Genomic DNA, 15,760 nt, shown 5'->3' with positions numbered 1-15,760 from the left:
CGTGGACGTCCGGTTCCTTGTCCCCGCCAATATCCTCCACAACTCCGGCGGCAACGTTTACAACGCGAAGCTCGCAGAGGGCCTGAGGTCCTTGGGCGTTAACGTCGAAATGCTGGCAGTGGACGGTTCCTGGCCGGACTCCAGCGCCAAGGAACGACGCCGGCTGGGCACCCTCTTGGGCGCCTGGGAACCAGGGACGGACATCACGTCAGGCCAGGTCACCATTGTGGACGGCCTTGTCGCCTGCGGTGTACCTGACGAAATCGAGTACGCTGCGGCCGCCGGCAAACGCGCCTGCGTCCTGGTGCACATGCCCTCACTCAGCCATGCCGAGGGCGAACAGCGGGCCCTGCGGGCGGCTGCCGGCGTGATCTGCACCAGTTCGTGGGCGGCGGATGCCATAGAGGAGAGATACGGGATCACCTCCAGCCGGGTTGCCCTCCCGGGGACCGACGCAGCGGCGGTGGCAGCAGGTTCTGACCCGCCCCACATCATTGCGGTTGCCGCACTGCTCCCCGTCAAGGACCAACTGCTGGCTGTTGCGGCATTGGCCGCATTGCAGGACCTTGCCTGGACGGCATCCCTGGTGGGATCGGACGACGCCGACCCCGGCTATGCGGCGCTGGTCAGGACCGCCGTTGCCTCCCAGGGAATGGAACATCGGGTGGAGCTTACGGGCCAGCTCGCCGGGCAAGCACTGGATAACGAATGGAACCGGGCGGATTTGAGCCTGCTGGTATCGCGGGCCGAAACGTTCGGGCTCGTGGTCACTGAGTCGCTGGCCCATGGGATCCCGGTCATCGTGCGTGAAGGGACCGGCGCGGTAGAGGCACTGGGCCTGGCAGGCGGGCAGAAGCAGGCGTCCGAAGGCGAGGCATACGTCCTGCCCGGAACGGCCGTTGAGTTGCCCGGCCCCGACACCAGCCACCCGGACATGCTCGCTGCTGTGATCCGGCGATGGCTGTCAGACCGCCAGCTCCGCAGCAGTTGGCGCGAATCGGCCCTTGCAGCCCGGGAAGGGTTGCCCGGATGGGATTCCACTGCGCGTAACGTGCTGGAGTACCTCGAACAAATCAACTGATGGGACGCCTACCGCGGCGTGAAACACCGGTGGACAATGAGGCATGACAACGGACGCGCCCGCAGCCACCGGCCTGAGCCCACAGACCCCGGCCCCGCAGCTGCTCACGCCTGAACTGCTCAGGGCCTGGGCCTGGCACAAGCAGGGCCTCGACGGCACGCTTCAGGGCGCTGACGCAGCCGACGTGTTCAGCACTGCAGGCTGGGCCCGCTCAGTGGGTGGCGCCAACCCGTACCTCACACTCTTCGCCCGGGCAGGAACCAGCCGCGAACAGGCCGACGCCGACGTCCTGTCCCTGAAGATCCATGAGCTGCCCGCCGCCCGCGGCTGCACCTACGTCCTGGGCCACGAGGACTTCGCCTGGGGCCTCCAGGTGGGCAGGGACGCCGCCGTTGCACCCTTCCGCGTACTCGCCAGGATGGGCGTGGAGCGCGGCGAGATCACGCTGCTGGAGGAGCAGATCCTCCATGCGCTGGCCGAAGCAGACGGCCCCCTTGACCCCAGGCGGCTCAAGGAGCTGCTGGGGGATTCGGTCCGGAACCTCGGCGAAGAAGGCAAAAAGAAGGGCGCCGCAACGACCCTCCCGACGGCGCTGGGCCTCCTTCAGGCGGACGGCCGGATCCGCCGGGTACCCGTCAACGGGCGCCTTGACCAGCAGCGGTACGCCTACATGCTGTGGGGATTGCCGCCAACTGGCATGAACGACGACGACGCCCGCAGCCTCCTCCTGGAGCGCTATCTCGGCTGGACCGGAGGCGCCACCTTCAAGCAGTCGCAGTGGTTCACCGCGTTTACCGTGGCGCACACCAAAGCCGGTCTCGCCGCCGTCGGCGCCGTGGAAGTCCCCACCGCCAGCGGCGAAGTGCTGTGGATGCTGCCCGACGACGTCGAGCGCCTCGCCGCTTTCGAGGCGCCTGCCGAGGAACAGATCCAGCTGCTCTCCGGAACGGACTCCCTCGTGCTGCTCCGGCGCAACTCAGCGGACATGATTGCCGAGCAGGACAAGGACAGGAAAGTCCTCGGCTCCACCCTCGCATTGCAGGCTGACCTGCCAGACCACCCCATCCTGGACCGCGGCCGAATCATCGGGCTGTGGCAGTATGATCCCGGCCAGGCGCGGATTGCCGCGTGGCTTTTTGACGGCCCTACGCCGGCGGCCACCCAGCGGATAGCCCAAGTGGAGGCCTGGATCCGGGATGATTTGGGGGATTTCCGCTCGTTCAGTCTGGACTCGCCCGCCTCCCGCCAGGACCGGATCGACGCGCTGGACGCAGCCCGCCGGAGCGGCTAGGCCCGGCTCCGGTGCGCGGCGAAGAAATCCCTCAACAGGGCCCCGCACTCCTCTTCCCTGACACCGCCGTACACCTCCACCCAATGATTGAGCCGGCGCTCCCGGAGGACATCAAAGACGGAGCCCGCGGCGCCGGCCTTCTCGTCCCAGGCGCCAAAAACCACCCGCGGAATCCTTGCCAGCACCACCGCGCCGGCGCACATGGCGCACGGCTCCAGCGTGACCACCAGCGTGCAGTCCTCCAGCCTCCAGCCGTCCCCGGTGCCGCCGTCCAGCTTCGACCGCACACGCAGCCGTTCTGCGGCTTCCCGGATGGCCACTACCTCCGCGTGGGCAGTGGGGTCCCCCAGCTCCTCCCGCTGGTTCCGCCCGGAACCCAGCACATCGCCGTCGGGCCCTATCACGACGGCCCCGATGGGCACATCGTCGGTGGCCAGGGCGCGCCGGGCTTCGTCCAGGGCAAGACCCATCCACTCGCGGTGGTTCTTTTCTGCGGGGACCATGGCTCAATGATAGTTTCGAGGGATATCCAGCCTTGCAAAGCATCGACGCCGGGGAGGCACCGTGGACAAGGACACCCTCAGGGAACGCCTGGGCCGATGGTTCAAGCCCTATGCCGCGTTGTGGATCACGTTGCTGGTAGGCGGCGCGCTGGTGGTAACTATGGCGCTGCTGGGCGCCGAGGTATACGACGACGTTGTGGATGAGCAGGGCCTGGCCTCCCTTGACCTGCCCGCGCTTGAGCTGTCCCAGAACCTGCGGACCCCTGAACTTGACGCCGGGGTAACGGCGTTCACCAATATCGGTGGGGGCATCGGCATGCCCATCCTGGCCACCATCCTGACCGCCTGGCTCACCTTCCTGAGCAGGACCTGGCGGCCCATCATCCTGGTGGGCGGCGCTGCTGCCGTTTCCACTTTTGCAACCACAGTCGGCAAACGGCTCGTGGGCCGTACCCGCCCGGACCACGCCGAAGCTGTTCCGCCGTACGAAACGTCACCGTCCTTCCCCAGCGGCCACACGCTGAACACCACGGTGGTGATCGGGGTCCTGGTGTACATCATGTGCCTGCAGTTCGAGATCCTCTGGGCGCGGATCACTGCCATCACCGCAGGGGCGCTTTTTATTATCGCGATGGGTCTGAGCAGGGTCTTCCTTGGCCACCACTGGCTGACGGATGTGATGGCCGGCTGGTTCCTGGGCCTGGCCTGGGTGGGCATGGTGGTCCTGGCGCACCGGCTGTTCCATCTGACGCGGAAACGCGAGCATGCCGGGCCCGCTCCAACCTTCGAGCATCCCGTCCTCCGGGAGGACCAGACGGGCTGATCAGAGGGCTGGCTCCGGGCCGGGGGGCGGATGCCCGGGTGATAGTTTTGACCCATGCGCACTCTCGTTGTGGACCACCCCCTGGTCGCCCATAAGCTCACCGTCCTGCGGGACAAGAACACCCCGTCCCCGGTCTTCCGGCAGCTGACGGAAGAGCTGGTGACGCTCCTGGCCTACGAGGCAACCCGCGACGTCCGCACCCAGCCGGTCACTATCGAGACGCCGGTGAGCACCACGGTGGGCACGGCCTTCACAAAACCCACACCCCTGGTTGTCCCCATCCTGCGCGCGGGCCTGGGAATGCTCGAAGGCATGACCAAGCTGGTCCCCACCGCCGAAGTTGGTTTCCTGGGCATGGCCCGGGACGAAGAGACCCTGGACATCATCACGTACGCCGAACGGCTTCCGGACAATCTCACCGACCGGCAGATCTTCGTCTTGGATCCCATGCTTGCCACCGGCGGTACCCTGCGCGAAGCCATCAAGTTCCTGTTCAAGCGCGGCGCCTCGGACGTGACATGTATCTGCCTCCTGGCCGCCCCGGAAGGGCTGGCCAAGCTGGAAGAGGAACTCGCCGACGCCAACGTGACCATCGTCCTGGCATCCATCGACGAAAAGCTCAACGAAAAGTCCTACATCGTTCCCGGACTGGGCGACGCCGGTGACCGGCTGTACGGGATTGCGGGATAGCCGCCAGGACTCATAGGGTGCGCCGGTTCTGGCCCGCCCTGGTTAGTGGTCCGGGGGTTCCGGATTCAGCGGCCCCCCGTTAGCCTGTGCGGATGGACTGGAAACTTGAACTCGTTTTTGTGCCCGTATCCGACGTCGACCGCGCCAAGGACTTCTATGTCAACAAAGTGGGGTTCAACGCCGACTTCGACGAACGGCCCAGCGACTCCATTCGCTTTGTCCAGCTGACGCCGCCGGGCTCGGCGTGCTCGATCAGCATCGGCGAGGGTCTCACGGACGCTCCTCCGGGCAGTGCACCCAACCTTCAGATCGTGGTCAGCGACATCCAGGCCGCCCACGACCACCTCAAGGGCAACGGCGTGGATGTGAGCGATATCGACGTCCAGGACTGGGGACACTTCGTCTACTTCGCGGACCCGGACGGGAACAAGTGGGCCGTGCAGTACATCCCGGGACGGGACGCCTAGGGCAAGATGGGTAGCATGAACCTTCCTGCGACTGCCGCCACCCGTACCCTCACCTGCCGTGCCGTCCTTTTTGACATGGACGGCACGTTAGTGGACTCGACGGCCGTTGTGGAAGCCGTCTGGGGCGAGTTCGCCGTACGCTATGGCCTGGACTTTGCCGAGATCCTGCGCACCTCCCACGGCGTCCAGGCAGGGGACACCGTGCGGCGGTTTGCGCCGGCGGGTGCCGACGTTGTGGCACTGACTGCGGAACTCGGCGCGATGGAAAGGGTACGGACTGCCGGCATCGTGCCGCTGCCCGGAGCGGCCGCCCTGCTCCGGAACCTGCCGGCTGAGGCTGTGGCGCTGGTGACCTCGGCGGACCGGATCCTGGCGGACATCCGCATGGACGCGGCGGGCCTGGCGATGCCGGCCACCGCCGTGACGGCGGACCTCGTGACGCGCGGCAAGCCGCACCCGGAAGGATATCTGACGGCTGCCGGACTGCTGGGCGTTGAACCGGAAGATGCCGTGGTGTTCGAGGATGCGCCGGCAGGTATTGCGGCGGGTGTCGCCGCTGGCATCCGGACCGTGGCCGTGGGCCCCAAAACGGGCCCGTTGCCGGCGGGGGTGCTCCATATTCCGGATTACAGCGCCGTCGCTGTCTCCGTGGAAACCGACCCTGCGGGACAGCGGATCATTTCTTTCCAGCTTTGAGGTCGGCCACGACCTTCGCGATCCGCCGCGTCCTGGTTTCCTCCGTTTTGGCATCCCCAAGCGGCTCCACGTACCGGCGCTGGGCACTGTAGTTCAGCGTGGCATAGAACGCCTGGGCAGCAGGTTCGGCGGCCAAGGCTGCTGCCAGGTCGTCGGGGACCTCGATGATGCGCGGCTGGGTGTCCAGTTCCACGTCCACTTCAACGGTGTCGCCAGCCGCCACTCCGGTGAATTCCCGGTTGGCGGTACTCACGCCAATGAGGTTCTGCCCGCCCATCACCGCGATGCTGCTCCGGTAGCTCTTGCCGTTGATGGTCACCACCACCGGCGGACGCTTTCCCGCGCCGAGAGCCGAGACAACGTCTTCCGGAACCTCAATGCCTGCCTTATTGCCGCTGCCCAGGATGGTGGTGGTGAATTTCATGGCCCAAGTATGGCCCGGAGCCGCAAGGGAGGGAAGCACGGACTGCCGGCCCAGGGAAGGGGCCGGAGCGCCAGGCCGCGCCTCAGCCGCCCTGCATCTCCGAGACGGACAGGACGCAAAAAGCAGCAGGCCCTGAACCGGGGGATTCAGTGCCTGCTGCTTCGGACGGCGGAAGCCGGAGGTGCCGGCTTAATACCAGTTGTTCGACAGGTGGAAGTTCAGTGCGCCGCACGGCGACTGGTAGCGCTCCTGAATGTAGTCAAGGCCCCAGTTAATCTGTGTGCGGTAGTTGGTCAGGTAGTCGGCGCCGGCGCTGGCCATCTTCTCCGCCGGCAGCGACTGGACGATGCCGTACGCGCCACTGCTCGGGTTGGTAGCCGTGGTGGTCCAGTCCGATTCCTTGGTCCACAGGGTCTGCAGGCACTGCATCTGGTCAGGGGACCAACCATAGTTTGCCAGTTGGCTGGCTGCGTAAGCCTGGGCGCCAGCGGGGTCGTTCACGGCGACGACGGGTGCGGGCTCAGGGGCGGGGGCAGGTGCCGGTTCGGGAGCGGGGGCTGGCACGGGTTCGGGAGCGGGGGCCGGAGCGGGCTCGGCCGCCTGCGGGGCTACCTCGACCTCTGCGGCTGGCGGCTGCGGCGCGGGGTTCGCCAGGATTTCGCTCTTCTCGATGCTGACGTTCGACTGCGCATTGGCGGACTGGGTCTCCGTGGCTGCAACCCGGTTGCTGGTCTCCGTAGCCTGTCCGGCCGCTCCTACTCCTATCAGGAGTGCACAGGATGCAGCCACCACAGCGGCGCGCTTGCCGAAGGAAGGACCATGGCCGGCGTCTTGCCCGGCTTGGGGTGCAGATTCGCTATTCGGGCGTGGTTTTACCAGGAATTTGAACATGATGAATCGCCTCTCACACCTGCGGAGTTAGCTGTCGGGTTCGGATGAGGGCATCCGGCCACACGGAAAGATCACGTGCTGGCTTAACCCCAAGGGCAATCGGTGCCCGGGACTGTTGGGTCCCCCGCCTCTGCCTTTGCTCAAGAGAAATCCGGGAAGCGGCAGAGCTTGGCGTCATCCGGATACGCGGTCCGAAAGGGAACCGCACCCAATCGACGCTACAGGAATGCAGAGCTTAAGTCACATTTTGGTAACAGAGATCACGACCGCGGCGCGTCGCCTTGCCCGAAGGCTGCGGGAGCCGAAGCCGTGAGGCGAACTCGGTGAGCCCGGGCTGTGATGCCACCGTTACCCTTCCGTCGGCGTGCCTCATGATGGATTCGGTGCGTTCGAAAGCAGGTTCACCGGGACCTGGCGCAGTTGCGAAGCGTCAGGGTGGTCATGGGCTGGGACTGGCTCGGCACGTGGACCAACCGCACTCTCCTGGCTGGCCGCTGCCGGGGGAGTCCGGCATCCTATTCGACGTGGTTTGTGGCTCAGGGGGCGGAGAGGCCAAAATTTTTGTGGTCCGGATGGCGGTGGAACTGGACATCGGGGCAAACCAGGGAGTGTGTTTCGGCAACACGGTCAATGATGAATCGCAAGGCCGAATTTCCATGTGTTGTCGAAGATTATTCGGGAAAGGCCGTTTTCCAAACAAACGTTCTAGAAAACAAGTGTTATTTTATCCGCCTCTCAGAATCGTGATCTAAACCACATTCGGGGATTTCGTCTCACTATGCGGAACGATGCGTTCATTGTTACTTGCAAGTTCGCATTGTTACGTTGCACACTTCAATTGTGAACAAGAACTCAACAGCACCTGCAGCCGCAGACTATTGGCCCAGCACACCCGCTGCTGCCGACACGCGTTGCTGTTGTCGAATGCACGCCTGACCTTCACACCCCACGAAGTTCTTAGGCATTCGCCCCCAGCCCAGCGTCGGGCGCCCCTCCCCAGATCTCATTGCGGGGAACCAAGCATTCGAGCCGCGATGACGGCCATTCACATTGAGGTAAGCAATCTATGTCAGTTGCATCCGGATACGTCCACATCTCTGTCCGAAACGCCAGCAAGGCTGCCCAGCCCTCCGGCCTCCGCCAGGGTTTCGGAGCCCGCCCGGCGTTCGCCCCTGCCGCCCCCGGCACGAGCTTCCCTGCCCCCGGCTATGCCCCGCAGGGCTATAACCCCAACTCTTACGGCCAGCTCCGCGCCGTGCAGCCCGCCGATGCGGCGCCGGTAACCGCGCCCACTCCGGTAGTGGCAGGTCCCAATACGGTCCGCCCGGTGGCCAACGACAACGTGGCCCGCGGCTTCGTCCTGTACATGGGCATCGACGAGGAGACCGCGGCGGCGGCCGGCACCTCGATTGCCAAGCTCGCCCAGGAAATCCGCGCCTATGCCCAGTCCCTGGTGTCAGGAGCCGAAAGCTACGCGGCCGTGGCCGTGGCGCCGGCCAGCACCCCGGGTTCCGCGCTCGACGTCGTCCGTTCCACATTCGGTGATCCCACGGTGAACGCACGCCAGCGCACCGAAACCGCCCGCCAGCAGCAGGCCCAGGACCCGCGTCCGTCCGGCGTGCTGATCGACCTGGCCCGCCGCGAGGTCCACCTGGACGGCGAATCCCTTAACCTGACCTTCAAGGAGTTCGAGCTCCTGAACTACCTCGTGGAGAACGGCACCCGCACAGTGGGCCGCGACGAACTGCTCGAGGGCCTGTGGCGCAACGCCGAGGAAGTCCCCAATGAGCGGACCATCGACGTCCACATCCGCCGGCTCCGCTCAAAGCTGGGACGCCTCGCCAACACGGTGCGCACCGTCCGTGGCCAGGGCTACCGCTTCTACGAGCACCCGGAAGTTGTTGTCTGGGCTGCTCCGGAATACTCGATTTAGTCCTTAAGCGACGCGCGAAAGCGGCCTTCTCCAGTGGGGACGGCCGCTTTCGCGGCACGATCCTCTGCGCCTGCGCTCGTCCCTCCCCACCGCCTCCCTAGCCTCGCAAGCTCGGCCAGGGAACCCGGGCGGCGTGGGCCCGCGCAACAACGGCGCCTTCGGGATGTCCCGCTTCGCTGCAGCGGCCTTTTTCGTGTGACGCTTTTGCGCGCTCACGGCTCCGGGTATTTGGCCTGCGCGGTTGATGGGGAGTGCCTCTGGTGCCAGCATAAAGCGTGCCCTGCGTGACGCGTGCACTGATGTTCGACGGCGGCGCTAGGCTTGGGGGATGAGTGACCACCACATCAAACGCCTGGTGATTATGAGGCATGCAAAGGCCGATTGGCCGGGCGGAGTTGCGGATCACGAGCGGCCGCTTGAAGAGCGCGGCCACCGCGAGGCGCCCCTGGCCGGCAGGTGGCTGCTCAAGCACGGCATTGTCCCCGACTTCATCCTCTGTTCCAGCGCCCTCAGGACGCGTCAGACCTGCACCTGGGTGTGTTCCGAACTGGGGGATAAGGCGCCGACGCCGAAGCTTGAGGACGGCCTGTACGCCGCCTCCGCGCTGCGCATGCTCACGGTAATCAACCATGTGCCGGACACCGTCACCACGCTGATGCTCATCTCGCACATGCCAGGCGTGCAGGACCTGGCCATGCATCTGGCTTCCCGGGATTCCGACCACGACGCCTACATGGACGCTGCCACCAGGTATCCCACCAGCGCCCTAGCAGTCCTGGAAACCGACAAATCCTGGTCAGAACTGGACGGGCAGGACGCCCGGATCACCAAGTTCAAGGTTCCCCGCGCCCACTGATCTCGCGAAGCAGTCCTGCGACATGCTGGATGCCCGGGCTCGCCGTCATGGTCCGGCGGTAAACCATCCCCACCTGCCTGACCTGTACTGGATTGACCAGGGGTACGAAGGCGACGTCCGGGGGCAGTGCCGGCCGGCCGAGCCGGGGGACCAACGCCACGACGGCCCCCTGCTCCACAAGGGAGATATGGGTTGCGAAGTCGGGATCGTAAACCCTGATGTCCGGCACCCGGCCAAGGTCGGCGAAGATGCGCAACAGCGCCTCGTTGCAGATGGCGCCGTGCGGCGTGCTGATCCACTGTTCATCCACGAGGTCCGCCGGTTCAACCCGGCCGCGGCCCGCCAAGGGATGGCTGCTGTGCACCAGCAGGTCCGCAATGTCCTCGCACAGCCACTCAAGCCTCATGTGCTCGGGGATCACCAGCGGAACGGAATTCCAGTTGTGCACTATCCCCAGGTCTGCCTCCCCGTTGGCCACCCGCGCCACGGCTTCCCGCGGGTCCTCCGCCAGCACGCTGATGTCCAGGTCCGTGCCTGAGGACGCGAGCTTTCCCAGGAGCGGTCCAACCAGGCCCCGGCAGGCGGTGGAAAAGGAAACCAACTTCAAGTGTCCGGTTGGTTTGGCCGGGTCCGAGAGCAGGGTGGATTCCAGGTCCTCAAGCTCAGACAGGATGCGGCGGCCGTACGCTGCCAGGGTAAGCCCGCGCTCTGTCAGCAGTACTCCACGTCCCCTTCGTTCCAGGACAGCGAATCCGGTCTGCTTCTCCAGCTTCTTGATCTGCTGGGAGACGGCGGAGGGACTGAACCCCATGATTTCCGATGCCGCGACGACGGACCCATGTTGTTCGATCGCTGCCAAGGCACGGAGGGAGCCTATTTCGATCATGAAGCAAACGTACATGGTGCTGCGTTGAATTCAATGCTGGTGCTTCATCGGCCATGTCTGCAAGAGTTGGAGAGTGAACCTCCGCCACTCCCTCCTTGCCGCACTGGTCGCCGTTCTCTGGGGACTGAACTTTGTGGCCATCGACTTCGGCCTTCATGCCAACGGCCGTGAGGTGCCGCCGCTGCTGTTTGTGGCGATGCGGTTCGTCCTGGTGGTCTTCCCCTGGATTTTCTTTATCAGGAAGCCGGACGTCGGCTGGAAGGCGATCATCGGCGTCGGGCTCTTTATGAGCGCCGGCCAATTCGGCCTCCTCTACCTCGCGATGGCGCTCGGCATGCCGGCCGGCCTTGCGTCCCTGGTGCTGCAGGCGCAGGTGCTGCTGACTGTTCTCCTGGCTGCCGGATTCCTGGGCGAGCGGCCCAGTGGCCGCCAGTTGGCCGGCGTCGTTCTTGGCGTCGCGGGCCTGGCAGTGGTGGCCGTGGGCCGCAGTGCCGTGGCCCCGCTGCTGCCGCTCATCATCGTGCTGGGAGCTGCGCTGTCCTGGGCTGCCGGAAACGTTATCGCCCGTCAGGCCAAAGCCGCGTCAGGGCTTGGGCTCGTCGTCTGGTCAGGCGCACTGGTTCCGCTGCCCCTCGCCGGGCTTTCGTTGCTCGTGGACGGTCCGGACGCTGTGCTCGGAACGCTTTCGGACCTGCAGCCCGCCACCATCCTCAGCGCACTGTACACGGCAATTTTTGCGTCACTGGTGGGCTACGGAATTTGGAACCGGCTTCTGGCCAGCTACCCGTCGTCGGCCGTGGTTCCCTTCACCCTGCTGGTGCCAGTGGTGGGGATGAGCGCTGCCTGGCTGGCGCTCGGGGAGGTGCCGACCCCCGCCGAGCTCGCAGGTGGGCTGCTGCTGCTGGGTGGCGTGGCGACGGCGGTACTCACCGGAGGCTCTGCACCGCGTCAGCGCCGGGACGAGGTCCTGGCGCCGCCCGGTTCAGCTGCCGGCTTGGGTGCAGGCTTGCGGACCGGCGACGCGGACGACGACGGCGGCCGCTTGGCTGCGGCGGCAGGGAGCCGCGCCGGCGCGCGGGAGCCGGAAGTGCTGCCCTGAGCGTTCGTCCGCCGGTTGGCTGTTCGTTGATTGGCTGCGCGTTGGGTCGCCGTGCGCTGCGCACTTGAGCGCTGGGCAGTGGTGCCCTTGGCAGCGGGCCGGCGGGCAGCCGACGCAGGCCGGCGTTTCGTCGGAGACGGCTTGCGCCCCGCCGCCCCCAGCCGCCTGCCTGCCGGCCAGGCCGCTCCAAGGAACAGGACCAGCACGGTGGCCACGGCTGAGGCTGCGGCCCAATAAAAGTAGTTGTCCGGATCCCCTGTGGGGAGCGGCGTCCCCAGGAACGAGGACTCCTCGGCAAATGCCAGCTCCCACGTGCTGATGAAGGCCAGTGAAAAGGCAATGGTGAGACTGGTGCCCGCCCCCGTAGCCAGCAGGGCGAAGCGGCGTCCCCTGGCCAGGACCTCCGCGACAGCAGAGATATAGGCCAGAGCCACGAGCCCGAGGAAAGTGACCATGACGGCCTCTTCCAGTGTGATCGCGGTCAGCACCAGCATGCCCAGTGCGGCGACGGCCGCTATCAAGGCGAACTTTCCACTGTTACCCATGTGGCGCATGGGATCAATCATCCACGAGACGGGAGCTACTTCAGCACGTAGCCGCGCATGATTGCCAAGATTGCTGCAACACTTTGGTCACGGGTACGTTCGGGGTTGTAGGTCTGTCTGTCCAGTCCCACCACGAAGCAGGCGCCAAAAATTGCTGTTTCCAGGCTGCCCCTGGAGACGGACCGGTCCACCGGATATGCCTCTGCCACGGACTCGATGGCGCCGCCGATCACAGCCAGCAGCTCGGCCCTGAGTTCGGCGAACGTGTCCCGCCACTCGCTGGGCGTGCGCCAGTTTTCGCTAACCCAAAGCCGGGCGAAGGACGGGTAGTCGGCCATGAAATCCATGGCCTGGCCGATCATTTCCTCCATCACCAGGAGCGGATCACCGGCTGGCTGGCCTGCAGTGCCGGCAGCAGCGTCCCCAGCGCTTCCCGCGCCCACGAGGCGGGCCTTCAGGATGTCCACGCCGTGGCGCAGGAGCTGGGCAATCAGGTCGGATTTGCTCCCGAAGTTGTAATACACGGTTCCCTTGGAGACGCCGGCGGCCGCGGCGATCTCATCCACGGTGACGCCGGCAACACCGCGCTCGCCGATCAGCTCCATGGACGCGTCGAAGAGCTTCTGCCGGGTGGCGTTGGTCCGTGCCGGGCGGAGCTTCTTCCCGGCAGGACCGGCAGGACCGGCATGAGCAGGGCTGGCAGGACCGGCACCGGGCTCCGCCGGACCGGGCAGGCCAGCATCCGGCGAGTGCTGGCTCATACCGCGATCTCGGGCTTCAGCGTTTTGAGTGTCCAGTACTTGCGTTTCCGGACCGCGAGCGTTGACATCACAGCACCCAGCGCCGTGTAACCCAGCAGGCCAAATACCGTGGGCATGATCATGGAGAGGTCCGCGCCGTAGATGAGGTGCCGCATGCCCGAGACGACGTAGCCCATGGGCAGGACCTCATGTATAACGTGGAGGGGCTGCGGCGTGGTCTGCCACGGGAAGGTGCCACCGGAGGAAACGAGCTGCAGGACCAGCAAAATGAGCACCACGAGTTTTCCGGGGGAGCCCAGCAGGGCAACCACGCCCTGGATGATGGCGCTGAAGGCCATGGCCGCGGCCAGCATAAACAGCCACATCAGCAAGGGATGCGCCGGGTTCAGCCCCAGGCCCAGGTTCACCACCAGTGTCAGCAGGGTGGCCTGTACCACGGACACCGCCAGGAACGGGAGCCAGCCGCCGATGGCGATCTGCCAAGCCGGGGCGTTTGAAGCCAGGGCCCGCCGGGTGATGGGACGCATTGCCTGGATAAGCATAAAGATGCCGATCCACAGGGCCAGGGTCAGGAAGAAAGGCGCCAAACCTGCCCCATAGGAATCGGCCTTCGCCTGGGACACGTTGCTCACTGCCACGGGATCCGCGATCACCTCCGAGAGGCTGCTCTTCTGCTGGTCGTCGGGGTTGGGCACCTGGCCCGCGCCCTTCGAGATTTCGCCGGCCAGGGTCCGGGAGCCGTCCGCCGCGGTGCCTGCACCTGCCTCGAGTTGCCCCGCGCCGGCGTCGAGCGTTTGCGCGCCTTCGGCGAGCCTGCCGGCTCCGTCCAGGGCCGACTGCTGGCCGGTGGCCAGCGTGGCCGCGCCGGTGTGCAGCTGGTCTGCCCCGCCGGAAGCCTGGGACACGGCGTCCTTCAGCGCAGGGGTGCCTGCGGCCAGCTGCGCAGCGCCCACGCTGACGGCCTCGGAGCCGTCGGCCAGCTGCTGGATCTGCGCGGCGTCGGCCTGGATCCGGCTCTTTGCGGCTGCCACCGGGCTGGAGGCCGCCACCGCGTCGAAGTCCGCCAGGATGCTGTCCGCCTGCTCCTGGGTCAGCACGCCCGACGCGATCAGGCGGCTGTTGGATTCGATCACCCGTGTCCGGAGCCCCTGGTCGGCGGCATCCAGCTGGGCCACCATGTCCTGGACCCGGGTGTTCAGCTGGGCGTTTCCGGCGGCTACCTGGGCCGCGCCATTCGCCAAAGTCTGCGAGTCGGTGGGCAGGGTGGCGGTCTTGTCCTTCAGCAGGGACAGCCCGCTGCTCAGCTGTCCCGCCCCGTCAGTGAGCTGGTTGGCCCCGTCGCGCAGCTTCAGCTGCCCCGCGTACAGCTCACCCGCCCCGTCGCTTAGCTCACTGGTGCCCGCATGGAGGGTGGCGGTCCCGTCGCGCAGGGTGGCCACGCCGCCTGCCAGCTGCCCCGCGCCGTCGGCCGCTCTGACCATCTGGGAATGGATGGTGCCGAACCCGGTCAGGAGCCGGTTGGCCGTTTCCTCGCCCACATCCTTGGCCACGGTGGTGTGGACCGAAGTGGTCAGCTTGTCCACGATGGTGCTCAACAGGTAGTTGTTGGCATCGTTGGTGGTGACGTTCAACATGGCCTGGCTGGCTGAATCAAAGCTGCCGGGCGATACCAGGTTCGCGGAGAAGTCCTTGGGAATTTTGAGTGCGAACGCGTATTTGCCGTCGCTGACGCCCTGATCCGCTTCCTCTGCGGTGGGGACCGGCTGCCAGTTGAAGACGTTGCCCTCCACCAGGCTGTCTGCCACTTTGGTCCCGGCCTGCAGCACGGAACCGTCGCTGGACGTGGCACCGGTATCCTCAACCACAAGGGCGGCGTCGATCCGGTTCAGGTTGCCGTAAGGGTCCCAGTTGGCATAGAGGTATACGGCGCCATAGAGCAGCGGCACCATGACCAGTGCCAGGATGGTCAGCTTGGGCAGGAGCCCGCCGGTCATCCGCTTGAGTTCGGAACGGGCCAGCCGGAGCACGGTCACTTGGCGTCCTCTGTTTCGCGTAGGAGGTCTTTTTCATCCACGTCAGCAAGGGTGACGTCATTTTCCTGTGCGCCGGACAAGCCGTCATGATGCTGGTCGGCGCCGCCGTCGGGGTGGTCGCTGATGGCCGCGGCGTTGCCGACGGCTGCCGCCGGTCCCGCCCACCCGGCCGGGATGGCAGCCACTGTGGCGACGACGGCCAGCGGCCGCCCGGCGTCGGACGCCAACTGCTCAAGGCGAGGCAGCCAGTCGGCGGTGTCGGCAGTGAACCGGTCCGGGGAATCGACCACCAGCAGGTCGGTGTGCGGGTTGGCGAGAGCCAGGGCAGTGAGCAGTTCAACGCGCCGGTCCGGGGCCAGCTGTTCCGTCCACAGGTCCGCGATGTCCTCGAAGCTGTTGACCTTGAGCCACGGCTTGCTGAGCAGGGCGCCCCGGTAACGGCGCGGGATCAGGGCCAGATCCTCCGTCACAAGGTCACGGACGCTCAGATGCTGCTCCGGCTCGTTGACGCTGGGGGAGTCCACCAGGGCACTGGCCAGGCGTCGGCGCTTTATCCCGGCGTCCCCGTCCCAGCTGACGCGTCCCTGCGTGGGCTTCATCCGGCCACTCAACGTCAGGGCCAAGGCCGTCCGATGGTCCTGGCGGTCGGCTGAGACAAGGAGCAACTCACCCCTTCGGGCCAGCAGTGAGGTGGGCGGGAGCAGATCGTTCCGGCGTCCTTTCGCGTGGAGGTGCTGTACGGAGAGCAAAGATGGCCTTTCGCAGGGACATGGTCTGCGTC

Annotated in this window: 16 protein-coding genes and 1 riboswitch; of the genes, 9 read left to right on the top strand and 7 right to left on the bottom strand. The window is 66.0% G+C overall.

Going from position 1 to position 15,760, the window contains the following annotated elements; all coding sequences use genetic code 11:
• Position 1 precedes the first annotated feature (1 nt).
• Together AU175_RS07300 and AU175_RS07295 are read left to right on the top strand one after the other, a co-directional pair.
• Positions 2-1,081, top strand: a complete 1,080-nt coding sequence (locus tag AU175_RS07300) for a glycosyltransferase family 4 protein (protein ID WP_197497060.1) — start codon at positions 2-4, stop codon at positions 1,079-1,081.
• Between the two features lie 43 nt (positions 1,082-1,124).
• Positions 1,125-2,372, top strand: coding sequence for a DNA glycosylase AlkZ-like family protein (locus AU175_RS07295; protein ID WP_066287065.1), 1,248 nt, complete (start codon positions 1,125-1,127; stop codon positions 2,370-2,372).
• Here AU175_RS07295 and AU175_RS07290 read toward each other — a convergent pair.
• Positions 2,369-2,875, bottom strand: coding sequence for a nucleoside deaminase (locus tag AU175_RS07290; RefSeq protein ID WP_066287063.1), 507 nt, complete (start codon positions 2,873-2,875; stop codon positions 2,369-2,371). The two genes, AU175_RS07295 and AU175_RS07290, sit on opposite strands and share 4 nt — an antisense overlap.
• An 88-nt stretch (positions 2,876-2,963) precedes the next feature.
• Here AU175_RS07290 and AU175_RS07285 point away from each other — a divergent pair, with 88 nt between their 5' ends.
• The 4 genes from AU175_RS07285 (at position 2,964) to AU175_RS07270 (ending at position 5,551) form a co-directional block, all read left to right on the top strand.
• A complete protein-coding gene (locus tag AU175_RS07285; protein WP_066290725.1) occupies positions 2,964-3,698 on the top strand; it encodes a phosphatase PAP2 family protein in 735 nt (244 codons plus the stop codon).
• A gap of 54 nt (positions 3,699-3,752) precedes the next feature.
• A complete protein-coding gene (upp, locus tag AU175_RS07280; protein WP_066287062.1) occupies positions 3,753-4,388 on the top strand; it encodes a uracil phosphoribosyltransferase in 636 nt (211 codons plus the stop codon).
• 92 nt (positions 4,389-4,480) lie between these two features.
• Entirely contained in the window at positions 4,481-4,855 is a 375-nt protein-coding gene (locus AU175_RS07275) for a glyoxalase superfamily protein (protein WP_066287061.1), read from the top strand.
• Between the two features lie 15 nt (positions 4,856-4,870).
• Positions 4,871-5,551 (top strand): HAD-IA family hydrolase, encoded by a 681-nt coding sequence (locus AU175_RS07270; RefSeq protein WP_066287060.1) that lies wholly within the window; start codon positions 4,871-4,873, stop codon positions 5,549-5,551.
• Here AU175_RS07270 and AU175_RS07265 read toward each other — a convergent pair.
• Positions 5,532-5,975, bottom strand: coding sequence for a YdeI/OmpD-associated family protein (locus tag AU175_RS07265; protein ID WP_066287059.1), 444 nt, complete (start codon positions 5,973-5,975; stop codon positions 5,532-5,534). The two genes, AU175_RS07270 and AU175_RS07265, sit on opposite strands and share 20 nt — an antisense overlap.
• A gap of 189 nt (positions 5,976-6,164) precedes the next feature.
• Positions 6,165-6,866 carry a hypothetical protein gene (locus AU175_RS07260; protein WP_066287058.1) on the bottom strand — a complete coding sequence of 234 codons (702 nt, stop codon included), beginning with the start codon at positions 6,864-6,866 and terminating at the stop codon, positions 6,165-6,167.
• 5 nt (positions 6,867-6,871) lie between these two features.
• A riboswitch (cyclic di-AMP (ydaO/yuaA leader) is annotated at positions 6,872-7,033 on the bottom strand.
• Between the two features lie 899 nt (positions 7,034-7,932).
• On the opposite strand from AU175_RS07260, the gene AU175_RS07255 reads away from it, so the two are divergent.
• Complete coding sequence (locus AU175_RS07255) at positions 7,933-8,799, top strand: winged helix-turn-helix domain-containing protein (protein WP_066287057.1); 867 nt, start codon at positions 7,933-7,935, stop codon at positions 8,797-8,799.
• Between the two features lie 328 nt (positions 8,800-9,127).
• Positions 9,128-9,655 carry a SixA phosphatase family protein gene (locus tag AU175_RS07250; protein WP_066287055.1) on the top strand — a complete coding sequence of 176 codons (528 nt, stop codon included), beginning with the start codon at positions 9,128-9,130 and terminating at the stop codon, positions 9,653-9,655.
• Here the strand turns inward: AU175_RS07250 and AU175_RS07245 are convergent.
• Complete coding sequence (locus AU175_RS07245) at positions 9,633-10,541, bottom strand: LysR family transcriptional regulator (protein ID WP_066290722.1); 909 nt, start codon at positions 10,539-10,541, stop codon at positions 9,633-9,635. The two genes, AU175_RS07250 and AU175_RS07245, sit on opposite strands and share 23 nt — an antisense overlap.
• 73 nt (positions 10,542-10,614) lie before the next feature.
• On the opposite strand from AU175_RS07245, the gene AU175_RS07240 reads away from it, so the two are divergent.
• On the top strand, positions 10,615-11,640 hold the full coding sequence (locus tag AU175_RS07240; RefSeq protein ID WP_066287053.1) for an EamA family transporter: 1,026 nt from the start codon (positions 10,615-10,617) through the stop codon (positions 11,638-11,640).
• Positions 11,641-12,220: 580 nt separating this feature from the next.
• On the opposite strand, the gene AU175_RS07235 is transcribed toward AU175_RS07240, so the two are convergent.
• The 3 genes from AU175_RS07235 to AU175_RS07225 are packed head-to-tail and all read right to left on the bottom strand — an operon-like array spanning position 12,221 to position 15,728.
• Positions 12,221-12,946, bottom strand: a complete 726-nt coding sequence (locus tag AU175_RS07235) for a TetR/AcrR family transcriptional regulator (protein WP_082979046.1) — start codon at positions 12,944-12,946, stop codon at positions 12,221-12,223.
• On the bottom strand, positions 12,943-14,979 hold the full coding sequence (locus AU175_RS07230; RefSeq protein WP_066287051.1) for a YhgE/Pip family protein: 2,037 nt from the start codon (positions 14,977-14,979) through the stop codon (positions 12,943-12,945). Before AU175_RS07230 ends, AU175_RS07235 begins: the two co-directional genes overlap by 4 nt.
• The gene (locus tag AU175_RS07225; protein WP_066287049.1) at positions 14,976-15,728 is read right to left on the bottom strand and encodes an ABC transporter ATP-binding protein; all 753 of its coding nucleotides are present in this window, start codon (positions 15,726-15,728) and stop codon (positions 14,976-14,978) included. Before AU175_RS07225 ends, AU175_RS07230 begins: the two co-directional genes overlap by 4 nt.
• Between the last annotated feature and the right edge of the window lie 32 nt (positions 15,729-15,760).

The organism is Arthrobacter sp. B6 (genome assembly GCF_001663775.1).
In the GTDB taxonomy this organism is placed as follows: Bacteria; Actinomycetota; Actinomycetes; order Actinomycetales; family Micrococcaceae; genus Arthrobacter.
The sequence above is the reverse complement of the archived record's forward strand: the minus strand, read 5'-3'. Positions and strand labels throughout refer to the sequence as shown.

What these genes read in the sequence shown, in the direction of transcription:
- AU175_RS07275 (WP_066287061.1), top strand. Translation starts at nt 4,481, where the DNA reads ATGGACTGGAAACTTGAACTCGTTTTTGTGCCCGTATCCGACGTCGAC.
- AU175_RS07290 (WP_066287063.1), bottom strand. Translation starts at nt 2,875, where the DNA reads ATGGTCCCCGCAGAAAAGAACCACCGCGAGTGGATGGGTCTTGCCCTG.
- AU175_RS07255 (WP_066287057.1), top strand. Translation starts at nt 7,933, where the DNA reads ATGTCAGTTGCATCCGGATACGTCCACATCTCTGTCCGAAACGCCAGC.
- AU175_RS07295 (WP_066287065.1), top strand. Translation starts at nt 1,125, where the DNA reads ATGACAACGGACGCGCCCGCAGCCACCGGCCTGAGCCCACAGACCCCG.
- AU175_RS07245 (WP_066290722.1), bottom strand. Translation starts at nt 10,541, where the DNA reads ATGATCGAAATAGGCTCCCTCCGTGCCTTGGCAGCGATCGAACAACAT.
- AU175_RS07260 (WP_066287058.1), bottom strand. Translation starts at nt 6,866, where the DNA reads ATGTTCAAATTCCTGGTAAAACCACGCCCGAATAGCGAATCTGCACCC.
- AU175_RS07235 (WP_082979046.1), bottom strand. Translation starts at nt 12,946, where the DNA reads ATGAGCCAGCACTCGCCGGATGCTGGCCTGCCCGGTCCGGCGGAGCCC.
- AU175_RS07270 (WP_066287060.1), top strand. Translation starts at nt 4,871, where the DNA reads ATGAACCTTCCTGCGACTGCCGCCACCCGTACCCTCACCTGCCGTGCC.
- AU175_RS07250 (WP_066287055.1), top strand. Translation starts at nt 9,128, where the DNA reads ATGAGTGACCACCACATCAAACGCCTGGTGATTATGAGGCATGCAAAG.
- AU175_RS07265 (WP_066287059.1), bottom strand. Translation starts at nt 5,975, where the DNA reads ATGAAATTCACCACCACCATCCTGGGCAGCGGCAATAAGGCAGGCATT.
- upp (WP_066287062.1), top strand. Translation starts at nt 3,753, where the DNA reads ATGCGCACTCTCGTTGTGGACCACCCCCTGGTCGCCCATAAGCTCACC.